The organism is Acidovorax sp. CF316 (assembly GCF_000276605.1).
Lineage (GTDB): Bacteria > Pseudomonadota > Gammaproteobacteria > Burkholderiales > Burkholderiaceae_C > Acidovorax.
Genome location: NZ_AKJX01000265.1, coordinates 21,667 through 35,879 on the forward strand (window position 1 = coordinate 21,667; position 14,213 = coordinate 35,879).

Here is a 14,213-nt window from a genome sequence, read left to right on the forward strand (position 1 = left end):
GGACTGCATGACATGAAGGTTCGCGTACTGGGGTGCTCCGGGGCCATTGCCAAAGACTGCCGGACCACCTCGTTCCTGGTCAACGACAACATCCTCATCGATGCGGGGACGGGGGTGGGCGATCTGACGCTGGACGAAATGCGCCGCATCGACCACGTGTTCCTCACGCATTCGCACCTGGACCATATCGCGGCGCTGCCGTTGATGCTCGATGCGGTCTCTTCCTTGCGCAGCAGCCCGGTGCAGGTCCATGCGCTGCCCGGCACCATTGCCGCCCTGCAGGCGCATGTGTTCAACAACGTCATCTGGCCGGATTTCAGCAGCATCCCCACTTCCGACCAGCCCTTCCTGCAGTACCAGACCATCGCGGTGGGCGAACGTCTACAGGTCGAAGGCATGCACCTGGAGGTGCTGCCCGCCGTGCACACGGTGCCTGCCGTGGGCTACGCAGTGGCGGGCAGCACGGGATGGTGGGTGTTCAGCGGTGACACTGGCCGCAACCCGGATTTCTGGACGCGCGTCAACTCCCTGCCCGTTGCCATGCTCGTCATCGAGACGGCCTTCAGCAATCGCGAAACCTCCCTGGCCCAGCGCAGCCTGCACCTGTCGCCCCACACCCTGGCCCAGGAACTGGCGCAGCTGACCCCCGGCAAGCGCTGCCCCATCTACATCACCCACACCAAGCCCTCCGAGACCGAACTCATCATGGAGGAGATCCGCCGCTTCGACCAAAGCGCGGGTACCCTGGGCGCCGCCCCGCATGACATTTATTGGCTCAAGGCCGGGGACGAGTTCGTGTTCTGACCACTGTGTTGCAGTTGGTGACGTTCGTGGCACGACAAAAATGTCGCGACAGGGCCCTTGTAGGTGTCCGGGAAACACTTCGAGGACAATTGACCCATTTGGGGGAGGGGCTCAGGCTCTTCCCCCTGGTTTTTGAGGTTGGCACGGAACCTGCTCAGGTTGAAGCAGCCTGGAGAAATTTTCGACAGGTGTTCACTTGCAACCGACTCCCAGGAGAATTTATATGAAGCGTTCCATGCAAAAGGGCTTTACCCTGATTGAATTGATGATCGTTGTGGCGATTATCGGTATTCTGGCTGCGGTGGCTCTGCCCGCATACCAAGATTACACCGTGCGTGCAAAAATTTCTGAAGCGGTTATTGCTGGCTCGTCTGCTAAAGGTGTTTTGAGCGAAGCGTTCCAATCCGACGGGATCACAGGCCTGGATACGGCCTCCATTGCCATCAATGCGACACCATTTGCTCAAAAGGCATCTAAGTATGTGGTGAACTACTGCGTTGGTGCTGCGGCAACTACTCCAACGGCAGCTGACTGCACTGCATTCACTGCAGGTTCGACCAATTGGGTCATCTCTGTTGCAATTGCTGCTACTGCTGGTAATGGTATTCCAACGACCCTCAATGGTAACACCATTGTCTTTTCGCCTAACGTTCAACGCGTAACTCCTGTTGCAACGTCCGTTGGCGCAATTGATTGGGCTTGTGCTGGCCTCACCAATGCAGCTGCGACCGCTCGCCTGTTGGGCAATGCTGTGGTTGGCACATTGCCTTCGAAGTACGCTCCTTCTGAGTGCCGCTAAGTTGTAAGCCAAGAAAAAAAGGGCGCCTTGGCGCTCTTTTTTTCGAAAAATTTCGGATTTTGTTGAACTATGCAAGCTCAACAGCGTGTGCGATCGGCCCTGAGAGCTGCAGGCATTCATTTTATATTTAGTATTGTTGTTGCGGTCGTATGTGCTGCAGTAGTGTTCTGGTTGTGGTATCCATTTCCTTATCGTGAGCTATCCGGCGGGCGGGAGCTGTTTTTGCTTGTTGTCGCTGTAGATGTGGTTTGTGGACCTTTGCTAACTTCGGTGGTTTATACACCGCTGAAACCAAAGGCTGAATTGTGGCGAGATCTTGGCTTCATTGTTTTTATTCAGCTCGGCGCTCTGACATATGGCGTATGGACTGTTTGGGATGCCCGGCCCTTGTTTTTGGTCCTTGAAGTAGATAGGTTCAAGGTTATTGCCGCACCAGCGCTGGAGAGTGATGCAGTGGGATCGCTTCCCCCGGACATGAGACCGAAGTTTTGGCAAGGACCTGCGGTGGTTGCGATCAGAAGGCCAAAAGATCTCGAAGAAAAGAATAAGGTCATGTTCGGAGTGCTGAGTGGCGGACGAGACTACGCTGAAAGACCTGAGTTTTATATTCCGTACAAAGATGAGGCAGCGCGTGGTGCGCTAAATCGGGCGATCCCCTTGTCGGTCTTTTTGCAAAAATTCCAAGAAAAGAGCGGGGAAATTGAACTGATATCCAAAAAATCAGGAATTGAGATCAAGGATCTCAATTATTTACCTGTAACGGGTCGCCAAGACTGGATTGCTGTACTCGACGGAAGTGCAAATATTGTCGGCTTTGTCAAGGGCGACGGATTTTAACGGGTAGGGTGGGGTCTGGCGCGTAATTGAATTGGCGGAATTTCTCTATGGATCAGTTGAAGGATAATCTACCATGACGTGCTTCATTCAAAAGGGTTTTACTTTGATTGAATTGATGATCGTTGTTGCGATTATCGGAATTCTTGCGGCAGTTGCCTTGCCCGCGTACCAAGATTACACTGTCCGCGCAAAAATTAGCGAAGCCATTCTCGCTGGATCTGCTGCAAAAACTGTATTGAGTGAGGCTTATCTATCGGATAGCGTGACCGGTTTGGATGCTGCTGCAGTTGCCATCAATGCAATTCCGTTTGCACAAAAAGCGTCAAAATATGTGATCAATTACTGTGTTGGTTCAGGCACTGTGGCTCCAACTGCGGCCAACTGCGTTGCCGGTGCTTCACCTTGGGTAATTTCTGTGGCGATTGCCGCCACTGCCGGAAATGGTATCCCAACTTCTTTGGATGGGAATTTCATCAACTTTTCTCCCAATGCTGCAAATGCAATTCCTGTTTCAAATGCCGTCGGTGCAATTGACTGGGCCTGTGCAGGATTGACCAATGCTTCTGCTACTGCGAGAGGATTGGGGAACCGCGTGGCCGGAAATCTACCATCGAAATATGCGCCCGCTGAGTGCCGATGAGTTGATCGGCAAATCCTGACTCTTGCGTCATGGCCGGGCGCTGGTGCTTGATAGGGAATACCCAGACTTTCCCCCTTGCTTCTCCACCACCCGCACCCCCTCCACCACCATCCCCCGGTCCACCGCCTTGCACATGTCGTAAATGGTCAGCAAGGCAACCTGCACCGCCGTCAGCGCTTCCATCTCGACGCCTGTCGGCCCCACGGTTTCCACCGTGGCCGTGCAGGTTATCCCCGTCGCCCCCGGGTGCTGGACGCCAGCCACTTCAAACTCCACCGCCACCCTTGTCAGCGCCAGTGGATGGCACAGTGGAATCAGATCACTCGTCTTCTTCGCGGCCTGGATGCCGGCAATCCGTGCGATGCCCAGCACGTCGCCTTTCTTCGCGGTGCCGGCCTCGATGATGGCCAGCGTGGCTGGCTGCATCTCGATGCGGCCGGTGGCGATGGCGACGCGGTGGGTCGCGGGTTTTGCGCCCACGTCCACCATGTGGGCCTGGCCCTGGGCGTCGAAATGGGTAAGGGTTGGCGGGGTGGTGGGGTCGGGCTTGGACATGGGAAGCTGGTTGCTGGGGCGGCTATGGCGGGGGGGGGCTGGCAATTTCTTGGTAACTAGTTGAATCGCCGGGGAAACACTGGAGTGTCAGGGCATCATACGGTCCATGTGGAAAATCCCAAGCAGGGCGGCTCTCCCCGACATCAACCACTGGAGGCACACGCGCGCGGTGCTGGCACCGCTGGTGCTCGCCCTGGCCAGCGCGGCCGTTCTGGTTCTTCTTCCTGTGCGCCTGGCGCATGCGCAGCTACCCACCCTGGGCGACGGCAGCGAGCTGACCACCAGCGGCGAGCGGCGCCTGGGCGACCGCATCATCCGCGAGCTGTACCGCGACCCCGATTACATCGACGATGCCGTGCTCTCCGAGTACGTCCAGGGTCTGTGGCTGCCGCTCATGGACGCCGCGCGCAAGCGCGGGGAGCTCTCGCCGGAGCTGGACGAGCGCTTTGCCTGGGAGATCCTGCTCGGGCGTGACCGCACGGTGAATGCCTTTGCTCTGCCGGGTGGCTACCTGGGCGTGCACCTGGGGCTTATCGGCGTGGTGACTTCGCGTGACGAGCTGGCATCGGTGCTGGCGCACGAGCTCAGCCACGTCACCCAGCGCCATATCTCGCGGCTGATCGCGCAGCAGAGCAAGCAGACGCCCCTGCTGCTGGGCGCCATGATCCTCGGGGCCCTGGCGGCGAGCAAGAACCCGGGTGCGGCGCAGGCCATGGTGGTGGGCGGCCAGGCGCTGGCCATGCAGAACCAGCTCAACTTTTCTCGCGACATGGAGCGCGAGGCCGACCGCATCGGCTATGGCCTCATGGAGCCCGCAGGCTTCGCACCGCAGGGTTTTGTCAGCATGTTCGACAAGCTGCAGCAGGCCAACCGCATCAACGACAACGGCAGCTGGCCCTACCTGCGCAGCCACCCGCTGACCACCCAGCGCATGGCCGACATGCAGTCGCGGCTGCCGCCCGGCAAGGCACAGCAGCCCGGCCCTGCCTCCACGCAGGAACATGCCATGGCCTCCGCGCGGGCGCGGGTGCTCTCCAACCCGGGGGTGGACACCTTGCGCCAGTGGATCGCCGAGCCGGGCAGTACCGGCTTTACCAGCCAGAGCGGGTCGCGCAAGGCCGCCATCCTCTATGCGTCGGCCCTGGGCAGCAGCCAGTTGCGTGATGCCAAGGCGGCGCGCGCGACCTGGGCGCTGCTGGAGGCGCAGGTGCGTGGCGACATGCCGGCCCAGCGGCTGGCGCAGCTGCTCAAGGCAGAAATCGAATTCGCCGCCGGCGATGCCGACGCGGCGCTGGCTGCGCTGCCCGCCGGGGCCAATGACCACCGGCCGGAGTTGCTGCTGCGCACCCGCGCGCTGCTCAAGGCCGGGCGCTCGGGCGAGGTGATCGGTGCACTGCAGACCTGGAGCGCCAACCACCCGCGGGATGCCACCGTATGGCAATTGCTGGCCACGGTGTGGCAGGCCAACGGCCAGCCGCTGCGCGCCGTCCGCGCCGAGGCCGAAGCGCACGCCACGCGCTACGACTATGCCGCTGCGGTGGACCGTTTCAAGGCCGGGCAGGACCTGGCCCGGCGCAGCGGGGCATCGGCGGACCACTTCGAGGCGTCCATCATCGACACCCGGCTCAAGGCCGTGGAGTCACTTCTTCGTGAACAGACCGCCGAGCGCTGATTCGATCACCACGCCCAGCACCGAATAGATCAGCGAGCCGATCAGCGCGGCGGCAAAGCCCGTCACCTGGAAGCCGTCGAGCACGCTGGCGGCCGCCCAGAACATGAGCGCGTTGATGACAAAAAGGAACAGCCCGACCGTCACGATGGTCACGGGCAAGGTCAGCACCACGAGGATGGGGCGCAGAACCACGTTGAACAGGCCGATCACGAAGGCCGCGATCAGTGCCGACGGAAAGCTCTGCACCACCACACCGCTGTAGACATAGGCCACGAACAGCAGCGATGCAGCGCTGAGCAGCCATTTCAGAAGAAGTCGGATCATGGCCACAGGATAGCATTGGCCTGTGGCAAAAGGAGGGGCACCGGCGGGCCGGCCCCCGTGCCTTGCAAGCGGTGTATTTACTCGGTGCCCAGCACCATCAGCAAGCCCACGCTGGCAAACAGGCTGCTCAGCGTGCCTGGCAGCGACCAGCGCCCGCCGGCCGGCACCGTGGCGCCGGTATCGGGGGCCGCCACATCCAGCTTGGGTCGGCGCGCATCCACCACCTGGGCCTTGGTGCTGCCCATGTCGGCTTGCAGCTTGTCCGTCAATTCCGGCAGCGGGCCCTTGGCCAGCACCGTGGTGACCTGGTCGGGGTGGACTCTGAGGCTGGGAACCACCTGGGCAAACAGCTTGTCGGCCCACTTGGCGCGCCAGTTCTCACGCGCGCTGTGGCTCACCCACTTGCTGATGCGATGGGTCATGCGTGGCGCGCACGCCACCAGCACCCAGTGCGTATTGCCTGCCGAACCACGCGCAAACAGGGGCGCGAGGATCTGCTGCGCATGGGCTGCGTCGTCCACGTACACGATGACTTTGTCCATTTGGGAAGCTCCCTTGTCAGTGGCTGCCAACGGGGCGCTCGGCGAGCGCCCCGCGGTCAGCCCACGGGGTCATTGAAAATCGCTCAACCGTGTTCCACGGGGGTCGCGGGGGCACGGCGTGCCAGGATCATCTTGCCCAGCGCCAGAACCAGCAGGGCACCTGCCACGCTCGCACCATAGCGGATCACGTCGGTTTGCGGGATCTTGAGCATCCACTGCCACTTGTCAGGATTGGAGAACACCGGGTCGGTCACCAGCATGCCGCCGGCAATCCAGCCCAGCAGCATGCCACCCAGCGTGATGATGAATGGGAAGCGCTCCATCAGCTTGATGACCAGCTGGCTGCCCCAGACGATGATCGGAATCGAGATCAGGAGACCCAGCACCACCAGCAGGAACTGGTGCTCGCCCGCGTTCTGTGCGGCGCCAGCGATGGCGATCACGTTGTCCACGCTCATCACCAGGTCGGCCACGATGATGGTCTTGATGGCGGCCAGCAGCTTGTCGCTGCCTGCCACTTCGCCATGGCCGTCCTCATCGGGGGCCAGCAGCTTGACGCCGATCCACACCAGCAGGACCGCGCCCACGAACTTGAGGAAGGGCAGCGCCAGCAAGGTCATCGCAAAGGCGATCAGGATCACGCGCAGAACGATGGCGCCGGCCGTGCCCCAGATGATGCCCTTGGTACGCTGGGCGGGGGGCAGCTTGCGGCAGGCCAGGGCAATGACCACCGCATTGTCGCCACCCAGCAGGATGTCGATGATGATGATCTGTCCCAGCGCGAGCCAGAATTCGGGCGAAGCCAAAAAGTCCATAAATTCCTCAATATCAGTGGGCAAAAGGAGGGCTTGGCGCCAATGTAGCGCCAAGTCCACCTGGGGGATAGAGGGCCTGCGGTCGGAGGATCAAGGGCTCGCCCGCGTTGCGCGGGTGGTTCGAAAATCGGGAAGGCAGCCTTGATCAGCCCACAGAAGGGCCCATCAAAGGTCTTGCTCGATCCAGCGCCCTGTTTGCGCGCTGGACCCGGACTGCCGGAAGCGATGCTTCGTACTGACGACAGGCCGATGCCACACGCGGGCAGTGCCCCTGCAGGGCGCGCTGTACATGCGTGGCGGGAGCTACTCCCCTTCGAAGCCGCAATTGGACCATCGCCCGGCCCTGAACGCAAGCCCCGCGGAGCGCGCAGAGCGCCTATCCAAGGGATAACGAGCACATGCAGCGGTGCATTTCAACATGCCGTTTTTTGCCTTTGCAGTGTGACAAAACCGTGACTATCATGTGTTTCGCCATGCACCTGCGCCATGTCCGCAGGCCGCATTCCCCTCCTGCTCTTCACTGGACCGAGGACCTGTACCCCATGACCATCTCCACCACCGGGCGCCGCTGGCAGCTCGCCCTGCTCAGTGCCACTGCCGTGGCTGCACTGCTTGCTGCCTGCGGAGGCAGTGACGACACCCCCGTCGCCGAGCCCGTGGAGCAGTACGTACCGCCCGAGCCGCCCTCGGGCTACACGCCCAAGACCATCGCCTATGCCAACAAGGACATGGTCGCCGCGGCCAACCCGTTGGCCGTGCAGGCCGGTACGGCCATCCTGGCCAAGGGCGGCAGTGCCATCGACGCGGCCATTGCCGTGCAACTGGTGCTCAACCTGGTGGAGCCGCAATCCTCGGGCATCGGCGGCGGTGCCTTCATGTTGCATTTCGACAAGGGCGCCAACCGCCTGCTGGCCTATGACGGCCGCGAAACCGCGCCCCTGGCCGCCACGCCCAACCTGTTCATCGGTGCCGATGGCAACCCGCTGGCCTTCCTGACCGCCGTGGACGGTGGCCTGTCGGTCGGCACACCCGGTGTCTTGCGCATGCTCGAAGCCGCACACAAGGCGCACGGCAAACTGCCCTGGAAGGACCTGTTCGATCCCGCCATCAAGCTCAGCGAAGACGGCTTTGCGATTTCCGAGCGCATGAGCGTTTCCATCGCCGGCTCCGCCGCGCGCATCAAGGCCCAGGGCGAGCCCGGGGCCAGCTACTTCCTGCGGGCCGACGGCACGGCCAAGCCCACCGGCACCCTGCTCAAGAACCCCGAACTGGCTGCGACGCTGCGCACCATTGCCGCCGGCGGCGCGGATGCGTTCTACAAGGGCGCCATCGCGGCCGACATCGTGGCCAAGGTCACGGGCCACCCGACCAACCCCGGCAAACTCGCGCTGGCCGACCTGAACAACTACACCGCCAAGGTGCGCGAGCCCGTGTGCGGCGTGTACCGCACCAAGTACCGTGTCTGCGGCATGCCGGCACCGAGCTCGGGCGGCATCGCCGTGCTGCAGACCCTAGGCATGCTCGAAAGCTTCGACCTCGCGGCGATGAAGCCAAATACGCTCGACTCCGTGCACGTGGTCTCCGAGGCCTACCGCCTGGCCTATGCTGACCGCGCCCTGTATGTGGCCGACCCCGACTTCGTGGCCGTGCCCCAGGCCGGCCTGGTCAATGCCGACTACCTCAAGGGCCGTGCGCGCCTGATCGACATGCAGCGCAGCATCGGCACGCCGGTGGCCGGCACGCCACCCGGCGTGGTCGCCGCACGCGGGGCCGACAGCTCGCTGAGCCTGCCCTCGACCACCCACCTGTCCATCGTCGATGCCTCGGGCAACGCCGTATCGATGACCACCACCATCGAGAACGGCTTCGGCAGCCTGCAGATGGTGCGCGGCTTCCTCTTGAACAACCAGCTCACCGACTTCTCGTTCACCGCCACCGACGCGGCCGGCAAGGCCATCGCCAACAGCGTGCAGCCCGGCAAGCGGCCACGCAGCTCCATGGCGCCGACCATCATCTTCAACGCCGCCACCGGCGACTTCGAAGGCGCCATCGGCTCGCCCGGCGGCAGCGCCATCATCCAGTACACCGCCAAGAGCATCCTGGGCATGACCGACTGGGGGCTGAACGTGCAGCAGGCGATCAACCTGCCCAACTTCGGCGCGCAGACCAATGCCACCACCTCGATCGAGAAGGGCTCGGTCATCGACACGGCCGCCATCCGCGACGGCCTCAGGGCGCGCGGCCATACCGTGGCGCAGACCGACACCTTCGCCAGCGGCCTGCACGGCGTGACGTTCAACGGCGTGCGCGCCAACGGCACTCCCGGCCTGCTCTCGCGCAACCCCGCAGCGGGTACTTACGCTGGGGGCGCCGATCCGCGCCGTGAAGGCATCGCGCTGGGCAACAACTGAGTAACCCCCTTGCCCGCATGCCGGGCAATGCCGGTTATCCTCCGGGCCCCCGCCGGGCAGAAGCTGGCGGGGGCCATTTTTTTGCCATGCCCTCTTCCCGCATCCACATCACCGACATCGAGGCCGCCATCAACCACTGGCGCCAGCGCTTGCCCTCGCCCGACGGCTTCACCCTGGCGCCTGCCACCCGCGCCCTGGCCAAGGTGTATGCGCTGATGGTGTACCGGCATGCGGACGAGATCGATGAAGCAGATTTCCCCGAGGAGGCGCTGGCGGCCTGGCAGGGCTGGTACGAGACCACGCCCGATACCCCGTGCATCGCCATCTGCTCCACCAGCCAGGGCGACGACCAGTGCAAGGGCTGCGGTCGCAGTTTCGAAGAAGTGCAGCACTGGCTCGCCTACACCCCTGCCGAGAAGCGCAGCGTGTGGCGCCGCATCACGCTCGAGCATTCGGCATGGCGCTTCAACCGCTATGCCGAGCGGGCCGCAGAAGGACCATCCGCCGGACCACTGCAGGTGCCGGTGGCACAAGCCTGAGGTCCAGGCCGCCGGGGCCACTGTACGCCGCGCGCCCAAACCGGTATGGTGGGGCCATGCTGCGACTGACCCAGGCCCCCAACATCGCGATTGCCACGCTCTGGGCCGACATCCTGTGCGAGGCCGGCATGACCGCCTCGGTGCAGCGGCAGTACCTGGGCGCTGCCGCGGGCCACCTGCCGCCTGACCAGTGCCTGCCCGAGATCTGGCTCGAATACGACGAGCACGCCAGCCGCGCGCGCACCCTGCTCGACGATTTGCAGAACATTCCGCAGCGCCATTGGGTCTGCCGTTGCGGTGAAACGGTGGAGGGGGGCTTCGAGCAGTGCTGGCACTGCGGGGCCCTCATGCCGCTGGATTGACCGGACCCATCACGGCCGTCGGGCAGCAGCGGTGCCTGCGGTTTTTCAGCTGCGCGGGAGGCTTACTTCCAGCGCACCGGCTCCACGACCACGCTGCCCAGGTTGCTGCTCAGGGTGAGTGCGTTCTCCTGCACCGTGGCCTGCAGCTGCATGCTGCGCTCGGCCAGAGCCGCCAGGGCCTGCGAGGCCTCGGTCGGTATGCGCCAGACCTGCAGTTTTTCCAGGCGCGAGAGCTTGGTCTCGATGCCCTTCCACCAGATTTCGGCCGCATGGTTGAAGCAGTACACGACCACGCTGTCGGCCTTGCTGCAGGCCTTGGTCAGCGGCTTGTCCTCGGGCTGGCCGACCTCGATCCAGACGCGCTTCCTGCCCGTGAAGTCGGTCAGCGAGGCGTCCGGATCGTCCGGGTCCGACAGTCCCGCGCCAAAGGCCAGCGTGCCGTCGCCGTTGCAGACGTCGTTGAGGTCGTGCGCATGGATGGCCAGCGCCGCCAGGCGCACCATCATGCGCTCATCGGTCTCGCTCGGGTGCCGTGCCAGCGTCAGCGCGTGGTCCGCGTAGTAGCCGTGGTCGATGTCGGCGATCTGCAGATGCGCCTTGAAGATGGTGGATTTGATGGCCATGCGGTCTCACTGAACAACAATTGACCGCTGCCTTTGCCTGGGTGCAGGCAACAGAGGCCGTGAAAAAAGAAATCACCATGCGCCACAGAGCGCAGGTGATTGGGGTCGCGAGCGTGCCGGGCCTGGGGCCGTGCACGCAGCACAGCGGGCCCGGGCGGGGCTCGGCAGAAAAAGCGACTATGCCCGGCGGGCCAATGCGGCGGCCTTGCCGGTGTAGCTGCCCGGTGTCATGGCCAGTAGCCGGTCCTTTTCCTCCTGCGGGATCTCCAGCGAACGGATCAGACCGTGCAGCGCCTCGGCCGTCACCGTCTTGCCACGCGTGACTTCCTTGAGCTTCTCGTAGGCGCCCTGCACGCCAAAGCGGCGCATCACCGTCTGGATGGGCTCGGCCAGCACTTCCCAGGCGGCATCCAGGTCCTCGGCCAGGGCTTCTTCGTTGAGTTCGAGCTTGTTCAGGCCGGTCAGCAGCGAGGCATAGGCCAGTGCTGCATAGCCCAGGGCCACGCCCATGTTGCGCAGCACCGTGCTGTCGGTCAGGTCCCGCTGCCAGCGGCTGATCGGCAGCTTCTCCGACAGATGGCGCAGCAGCGCATTGGCCAGGCCCAGGTTGCCTTCGGCATTCTCGAAGTCGATGGGGTTGACCTTGTGCGGCATGGTGCTGGAGCCGATCTCGCCGGCCTTCAGGCGCTGCTTGAAATAGCCCAGGCTCACATAGCCCCAGATGTCGCGCGACAGGTCGACGAGGATGGTGTTGGCACGCGCCACGGCATCGAACAGCTCGGCCATGTAGTCGTGCGGCTCGATCTGGATGCTGTAGGGCTGGAAGGTCAGGCCCAGGCCCAGGGGCTCGGGCGTCTCGATGACCTTCTTGCTGAAGGTTTCCCAGTCGAAGTCGGGCCAGGCCGACATGTGGGCGTTGTAGTTGCCCACGGCGCCGTTCATCTTGCCCAGGATCTTCACCGCCGCGATGCGGTCGCAGGCGGCCTGCAGGCGCACCACCACGTTGGCCATTTCCTTGCCCACCGTGGTGGGGCTCGCGGTCTGGCCGTGCGTGCGGCTGAGCATGGGCACGTCGGCATAGGCATGCGCCATCTCGCGCAGCTTGAGCACCACGCGGTCCAGGCCCGGCAGCACGACCTGGTCGCGGCCCGAACGCAGCTGCAGTGCGTGGCTGGTGTTGTTGATGTCTTCGCTGGTGCAGGCAAAGTGCACGAACTCGGCGGCCTTCTCCAGCTCGGGGCGCGCCTCGAACTTGCTCTTGATCCAGTACTCCACGGCCTTCACGTCGTGGTTGGTGGTCTTCTCGATGTCCTTGATGGCGGCCGAATCGGCCTCCGAGAAGTTCTTCACCAGGCCCAGCAGGTAGGCGCGCGCGCCCGTGGTCAGCGGCTTGAATTCGGCAAAGCCTGCGTCCGACAGCGCGATGAACCACGCCACTTCCACCTGCACGCGCCGGTGCATGTAGCCGTGCTCGCTCATGATCGGGCGCAGCGCTGCGAGTTTGTTGGAATAGCGGCCGTCGAGCGGCGACAGGGCGGTGATGGTGGACAGGCTCATGGACCCGGATTGTAGGCGCCACGCGCGGGAAAACCCCGATCCGGGCCATTGGAGGGCCGTCCGGCCGGTGACATCGGCCTGCCTCGACGGGCTGGATGCAAGTGTTGCAAATCCGCACCAAATGTGCACACACGCCGGCCGTTGGCCCGTGTGCGGGCGCCGCTCGGACCGTTGTCACCCATTTGCGGGGGCATGCCGGGCCGGTCCCCCGGGCGCCAGCCGATAGAATCGGTCGCGTACCCGTACCGTTGTCACGCATCCCGCGCACTGGAAGAAATCTCGCCATGAAATTGATCGGAGCCTCCGCCAGCCCTTATGTACGCAAGGTGCGCGTCGTCATGGCCGAGAAGAAGCTCGACTACCAGTTCGTGCAGGAAAACGTCTGGGCCGACGACACGACGATTGCCACCTCCAACCCGCTGGGCAAGGTGCCCTGCCTGGTGATGGAAGGCGGCGAAGCCGTCTTCGACTCGCGCGTGATCGTCGAGTACCTGGACACGCTGTCGCCTGTGGGCAAGCTCATCCCCAGCCAGGGCCGCGAGCGCGCCGAGGTCAAGACCTGGGAAGCCCTGGCCGATGGAGTGGTGGACGCTGCCATCCTGGCCCGCCTCGAAGCCACCTGGGCCCACCGCAAGGACGGCGAGCGCAGCCAGGCCTGGATCGACCGCCAGATGCGCAAGGTCAACGACAGCCTCAAGTCCATGAGCCAGGGCCTGGGCGACAAGCCCTACTGCAGCGGCATCCACCTGAGCCTGTCGGACATCGCCGTGGGCTGTGCCCTGGGCTGGCTCGAGTTCCGCTTTCCCGAGATCGCCTGGCGCAGCGAATACCCCAACCTGGGCAAGCTGCTGGACAAGCTCATGCTGCGCCCGAGCTTCGCGGACACCAAGCCCGCCTGATCGCACTGGCAGGGCCGGCCCTTGCCGTATGCTTGGCGCATATGGACGAAACGGTTCAAAACACCCCGCCTTCCGCCGGTGACAGCCGCCCGGCGCGGCAGCGCGCTGCGCGCGAGGCCGCGGCCACGCCCGGTGCCGAGCGCGTGCGCGTGAACGACCCCGACCGCACCATGGCCAACATCCTGCAGGTGGCCACGGCCGAGTTCGCGGACAAGGGCCTGGCCGGCGCGCGCATCGACGAGATCGCGGCGCTCACCAGCACCAGCAAGCGCATGATCTACTACTATTTTGGTAGCAAGGAAGGGTTGTACGTGCGGGTGCTCGAAGAAGCCTACCGCCGCATCCGGCAGATCGAATCGGACCTGCACCTGGAAGACCTGGCGCCCGAGCAGGCCCTGCGCACCCTGGTCGGCTTCACCTTCGATTACCAGCTGGCCAACCCCGACTTCATCCGCCTGGTGATGAACGAGAACATGCACCGGGGCGAGTACATCAGCCGCTCCACGACCATCCAGGAGCTCAACATCCCGGTCATCCATGCGGTGCACAAGGTCTACCAGCGCGGCGTGGCCGCCGGGGTCTTTCGCCCCGACGTGGACCCGGTCGATCTGCACATGTCGATCTCGGCGCTGTGCTTCTTCAACGTCTCCAACCGCCACACCTTCGGCGCCATCTTCAAGCGCACGCTCGATGCGCCCGCCGCCATGGCCGAGCGCCGCGCATCCATCGTCGAGATGATCGTGCGCTTCCTGCGGCCGTAGCAGGTACATCCCCCTGAGTCGCTTCGCGCCTTCCCCCTTCTCTCGAATGGCTGCGCCATTCGGGAAGGGGGAC

16 protein-coding genes are annotated in these 14,213 nt (G+C 63.7%); 10 read left to right on the forward strand and 6 right to left on the reverse strand.

The window, feature by feature from the left end; translation table 11 throughout:
- Positions 1–12 precede the first annotated feature (12 nt).
- From PMI14_RS29790 to PMI14_RS34485, 4 genes are all read left to right on the forward strand, one after another.
- The gene (locus tag PMI14_RS29790) at positions 13–804 is read left to right on the forward strand and encodes an MBL fold metallo-hydrolase (RefSeq protein WP_007860729.1); all 792 of its coding nucleotides are present in this window, start codon (positions 13–15) and stop codon (positions 802–804) included.
- A gap of 223 nt (positions 805–1,027) precedes the next feature.
- Positions 1,028–1,603, forward strand: a complete 576-nt coding sequence (locus PMI14_RS34475; protein WP_035206307.1) for a prepilin-type N-terminal cleavage/methylation domain-containing protein — start codon at positions 1,028–1,030, stop codon at positions 1,601–1,603.
- 69 nt (positions 1,604–1,672) lie between these two features.
- Positions 1,673–2,440, forward strand: coding sequence for a TfpX/TfpZ family type IV pilin accessory protein (gene tfpZ / locus PMI14_RS34480; protein ID WP_007860732.1), 768 nt, complete (start codon positions 1,673–1,675; stop codon positions 2,438–2,440).
- Between the two features lie 73 nt (positions 2,441–2,513).
- Positions 2,514–3,080 (forward strand): pilin, encoded by a 567-nt coding sequence (locus PMI14_RS34485; RefSeq protein WP_035206308.1) that lies wholly within the window; start codon positions 2,514–2,516, stop codon positions 3,078–3,080.
- A 27-nt stretch (positions 3,081–3,107) separates the two neighbouring features.
- On the opposite strand, the gene moaC is transcribed toward PMI14_RS34485, so the two are convergent.
- Positions 3,108–3,635: a cyclic pyranopterin monophosphate synthase MoaC gene (moaC, locus tag PMI14_RS29805; RefSeq protein ID WP_007860741.1), complete on the reverse strand. Its 528-nt coding sequence runs from the start codon at positions 3,633–3,635 to the stop codon at positions 3,108–3,110.
- 106 nt (positions 3,636–3,741) lie between these two features.
- On the opposite strand from moaC, the gene PMI14_RS29810 reads away from it, so the two are divergent.
- Entirely contained in the window at positions 3,742–5,307 is a 1,566-nt protein-coding gene (locus PMI14_RS29810) for a M48 family metalloprotease (RefSeq protein ID WP_081497431.1), read from the forward strand.
- Here PMI14_RS29810 and PMI14_RS29815 read toward each other — a convergent pair.
- The 3 genes from PMI14_RS29815 to PMI14_RS29825 form a co-directional block, all read right to left on the reverse strand.
- A complete protein-coding gene (locus PMI14_RS29815; protein WP_035206311.1) occupies positions 5,275–5,628 on the reverse strand; it encodes a phage holin family protein in 354 nt (117 codons plus the stop codon). The genes PMI14_RS29810 and PMI14_RS29815 overlap by 33 nt on opposite strands.
- Before the next feature lie 80 nt (positions 5,629–5,708).
- Complete coding sequence (locus PMI14_RS29820) at positions 5,709–6,173, reverse strand: hypothetical protein (RefSeq protein WP_007860744.1); 465 nt, start codon at positions 6,171–6,173, stop codon at positions 5,709–5,711.
- A gap of 83 nt (positions 6,174–6,256) precedes the next feature.
- Positions 6,257–6,988, reverse strand: coding sequence for a TerC family protein (locus tag PMI14_RS29825; protein WP_007860745.1), 732 nt, complete (start codon positions 6,986–6,988; stop codon positions 6,257–6,259).
- 542 nt (positions 6,989–7,530) lie between these two features.
- Here PMI14_RS29825 and ggt point away from each other — a divergent pair.
- The 3 genes from ggt to PMI14_RS29840 all read left to right on the forward strand — a co-directional run bounded on the left by ggt (position 7,531) and on the right by PMI14_RS29840 (position 10,300).
- Positions 7,531–9,399 (forward strand): gamma-glutamyltransferase, encoded by a 1,869-nt coding sequence (gene ggt, locus PMI14_RS29830; protein ID WP_007860746.1) that lies wholly within the window; start codon positions 7,531–7,533, stop codon positions 9,397–9,399.
- Positions 9,400–9,485: 86 nt separating this feature from the next.
- Positions 9,486–9,938: a DUF3717 domain-containing protein gene (locus tag PMI14_RS29835; protein WP_035206309.1), complete on the forward strand. Its 453-nt coding sequence runs from the start codon at positions 9,486–9,488 to the stop codon at positions 9,936–9,938.
- A 56-nt stretch (positions 9,939–9,994) separates the two neighbouring features.
- Entirely contained in the window at positions 9,995–10,300 is a 306-nt protein-coding gene (locus PMI14_RS29840) for a hypothetical protein (RefSeq protein ID WP_007860757.1), read from the forward strand.
- Between the two features lie 62 nt (positions 10,301–10,362).
- On the opposite strand, the gene PMI14_RS29845 is transcribed toward PMI14_RS29840, so the two are convergent.
- Positions 10,363–10,923 (reverse strand): YaeQ family protein, encoded by a 561-nt coding sequence (locus tag PMI14_RS29845; RefSeq protein WP_007860759.1) that lies wholly within the window; start codon positions 10,921–10,923, stop codon positions 10,363–10,365.
- 177 nt (positions 10,924–11,100) lie between these two features.
- Positions 11,101–12,480 carry an adenylosuccinate lyase gene (purB, locus tag PMI14_RS29850; protein WP_007860762.1) on the reverse strand — a complete coding sequence of 460 codons (1,380 nt, stop codon included), beginning with the start codon at positions 12,478–12,480 and terminating at the stop codon, positions 11,101–11,103.
- A gap of 284 nt (positions 12,481–12,764) precedes the next feature.
- On the opposite strand from purB, the gene PMI14_RS29855 reads away from it, so the two are divergent.
- Together PMI14_RS29855 and PMI14_RS29860 are read left to right on the forward strand one after the other, a co-directional pair.
- A complete protein-coding gene (locus tag PMI14_RS29855; RefSeq protein ID WP_007860763.1) occupies positions 12,765–13,379 on the forward strand; it encodes a glutathione S-transferase N-terminal domain-containing protein in 615 nt (204 codons plus the stop codon).
- 41 nt (positions 13,380–13,420) lie between these two features.
- Entirely contained in the window at positions 13,421–14,140 is a 720-nt protein-coding gene (locus tag PMI14_RS29860) for a TetR/AcrR family transcriptional regulator (protein WP_007860766.1), read from the forward strand.
- Positions 14,141–14,213 lie beyond the last annotated feature (73 nt).

What these genes read in the sequence shown, in the direction of transcription:
- tfpZ (WP_007860732.1), top strand. Translation starts at nt 1,673, where the DNA reads ATGCAAGCTCAACAGCGTGTGCGATCGGCCCTGAGAGCTGCAGGCATT.
- purB (WP_007860762.1), bottom strand. Translation starts at nt 12,480, where the DNA reads ATGAGCCTGTCCACCATCACCGCCCTGTCGCCGCTCGACGGCCGCTAT.
- PMI14_RS29845 (WP_007860759.1), bottom strand. Translation starts at nt 10,923, where the DNA reads ATGGCCATCAAATCCACCATCTTCAAGGCGCATCTGCAGATCGCCGAC.
- PMI14_RS29860 (WP_007860766.1), top strand. Translation starts at nt 13,421, where the DNA reads ATGGACGAAACGGTTCAAAACACCCCGCCTTCCGCCGGTGACAGCCGC.
- PMI14_RS29820 (WP_007860744.1), bottom strand. Translation starts at nt 6,173, where the DNA reads ATGGACAAAGTCATCGTGTACGTGGACGACGCAGCCCATGCGCAGCAG.
- PMI14_RS34475 (WP_035206307.1), top strand. Translation starts at nt 1,028, where the DNA reads ATGAAGCGTTCCATGCAAAAGGGCTTTACCCTGATTGAATTGATGATC.
- PMI14_RS29810 (WP_081497431.1), top strand. Translation starts at nt 3,742, where the DNA reads ATGTGGAAAATCCCAAGCAGGGCGGCTCTCCCCGACATCAACCACTGG.
- PMI14_RS29790 (WP_007860729.1), top strand. Translation starts at nt 13, where the DNA reads ATGAAGGTTCGCGTACTGGGGTGCTCCGGGGCCATTGCCAAAGACTGC.
- PMI14_RS29855 (WP_007860763.1), top strand. Translation starts at nt 12,765, where the DNA reads ATGAAATTGATCGGAGCCTCCGCCAGCCCTTATGTACGCAAGGTGCGC.
- ggt (WP_007860746.1), top strand. Translation starts at nt 7,531, where the DNA reads ATGACCATCTCCACCACCGGGCGCCGCTGGCAGCTCGCCCTGCTCAGT.
- moaC (WP_007860741.1), bottom strand. Translation starts at nt 3,635, where the DNA reads ATGTCCAAGCCCGACCCCACCACCCCGCCAACCCTTACCCATTTCGAC.
- PMI14_RS29825 (WP_007860745.1), bottom strand. Translation starts at nt 6,988, where the DNA reads ATGGACTTTTTGGCTTCGCCCGAATTCTGGCTCGCGCTGGGACAGATC.
- PMI14_RS29840 (WP_007860757.1), top strand. Translation starts at nt 9,995, where the DNA reads ATGCTGCGACTGACCCAGGCCCCCAACATCGCGATTGCCACGCTCTGG.
- PMI14_RS29835 (WP_035206309.1), top strand. Translation starts at nt 9,486, where the DNA reads ATGCCCTCTTCCCGCATCCACATCACCGACATCGAGGCCGCCATCAAC.
- PMI14_RS34485 (WP_035206308.1), top strand. Translation starts at nt 2,514, where the DNA reads ATGACGTGCTTCATTCAAAAGGGTTTTACTTTGATTGAATTGATGATC.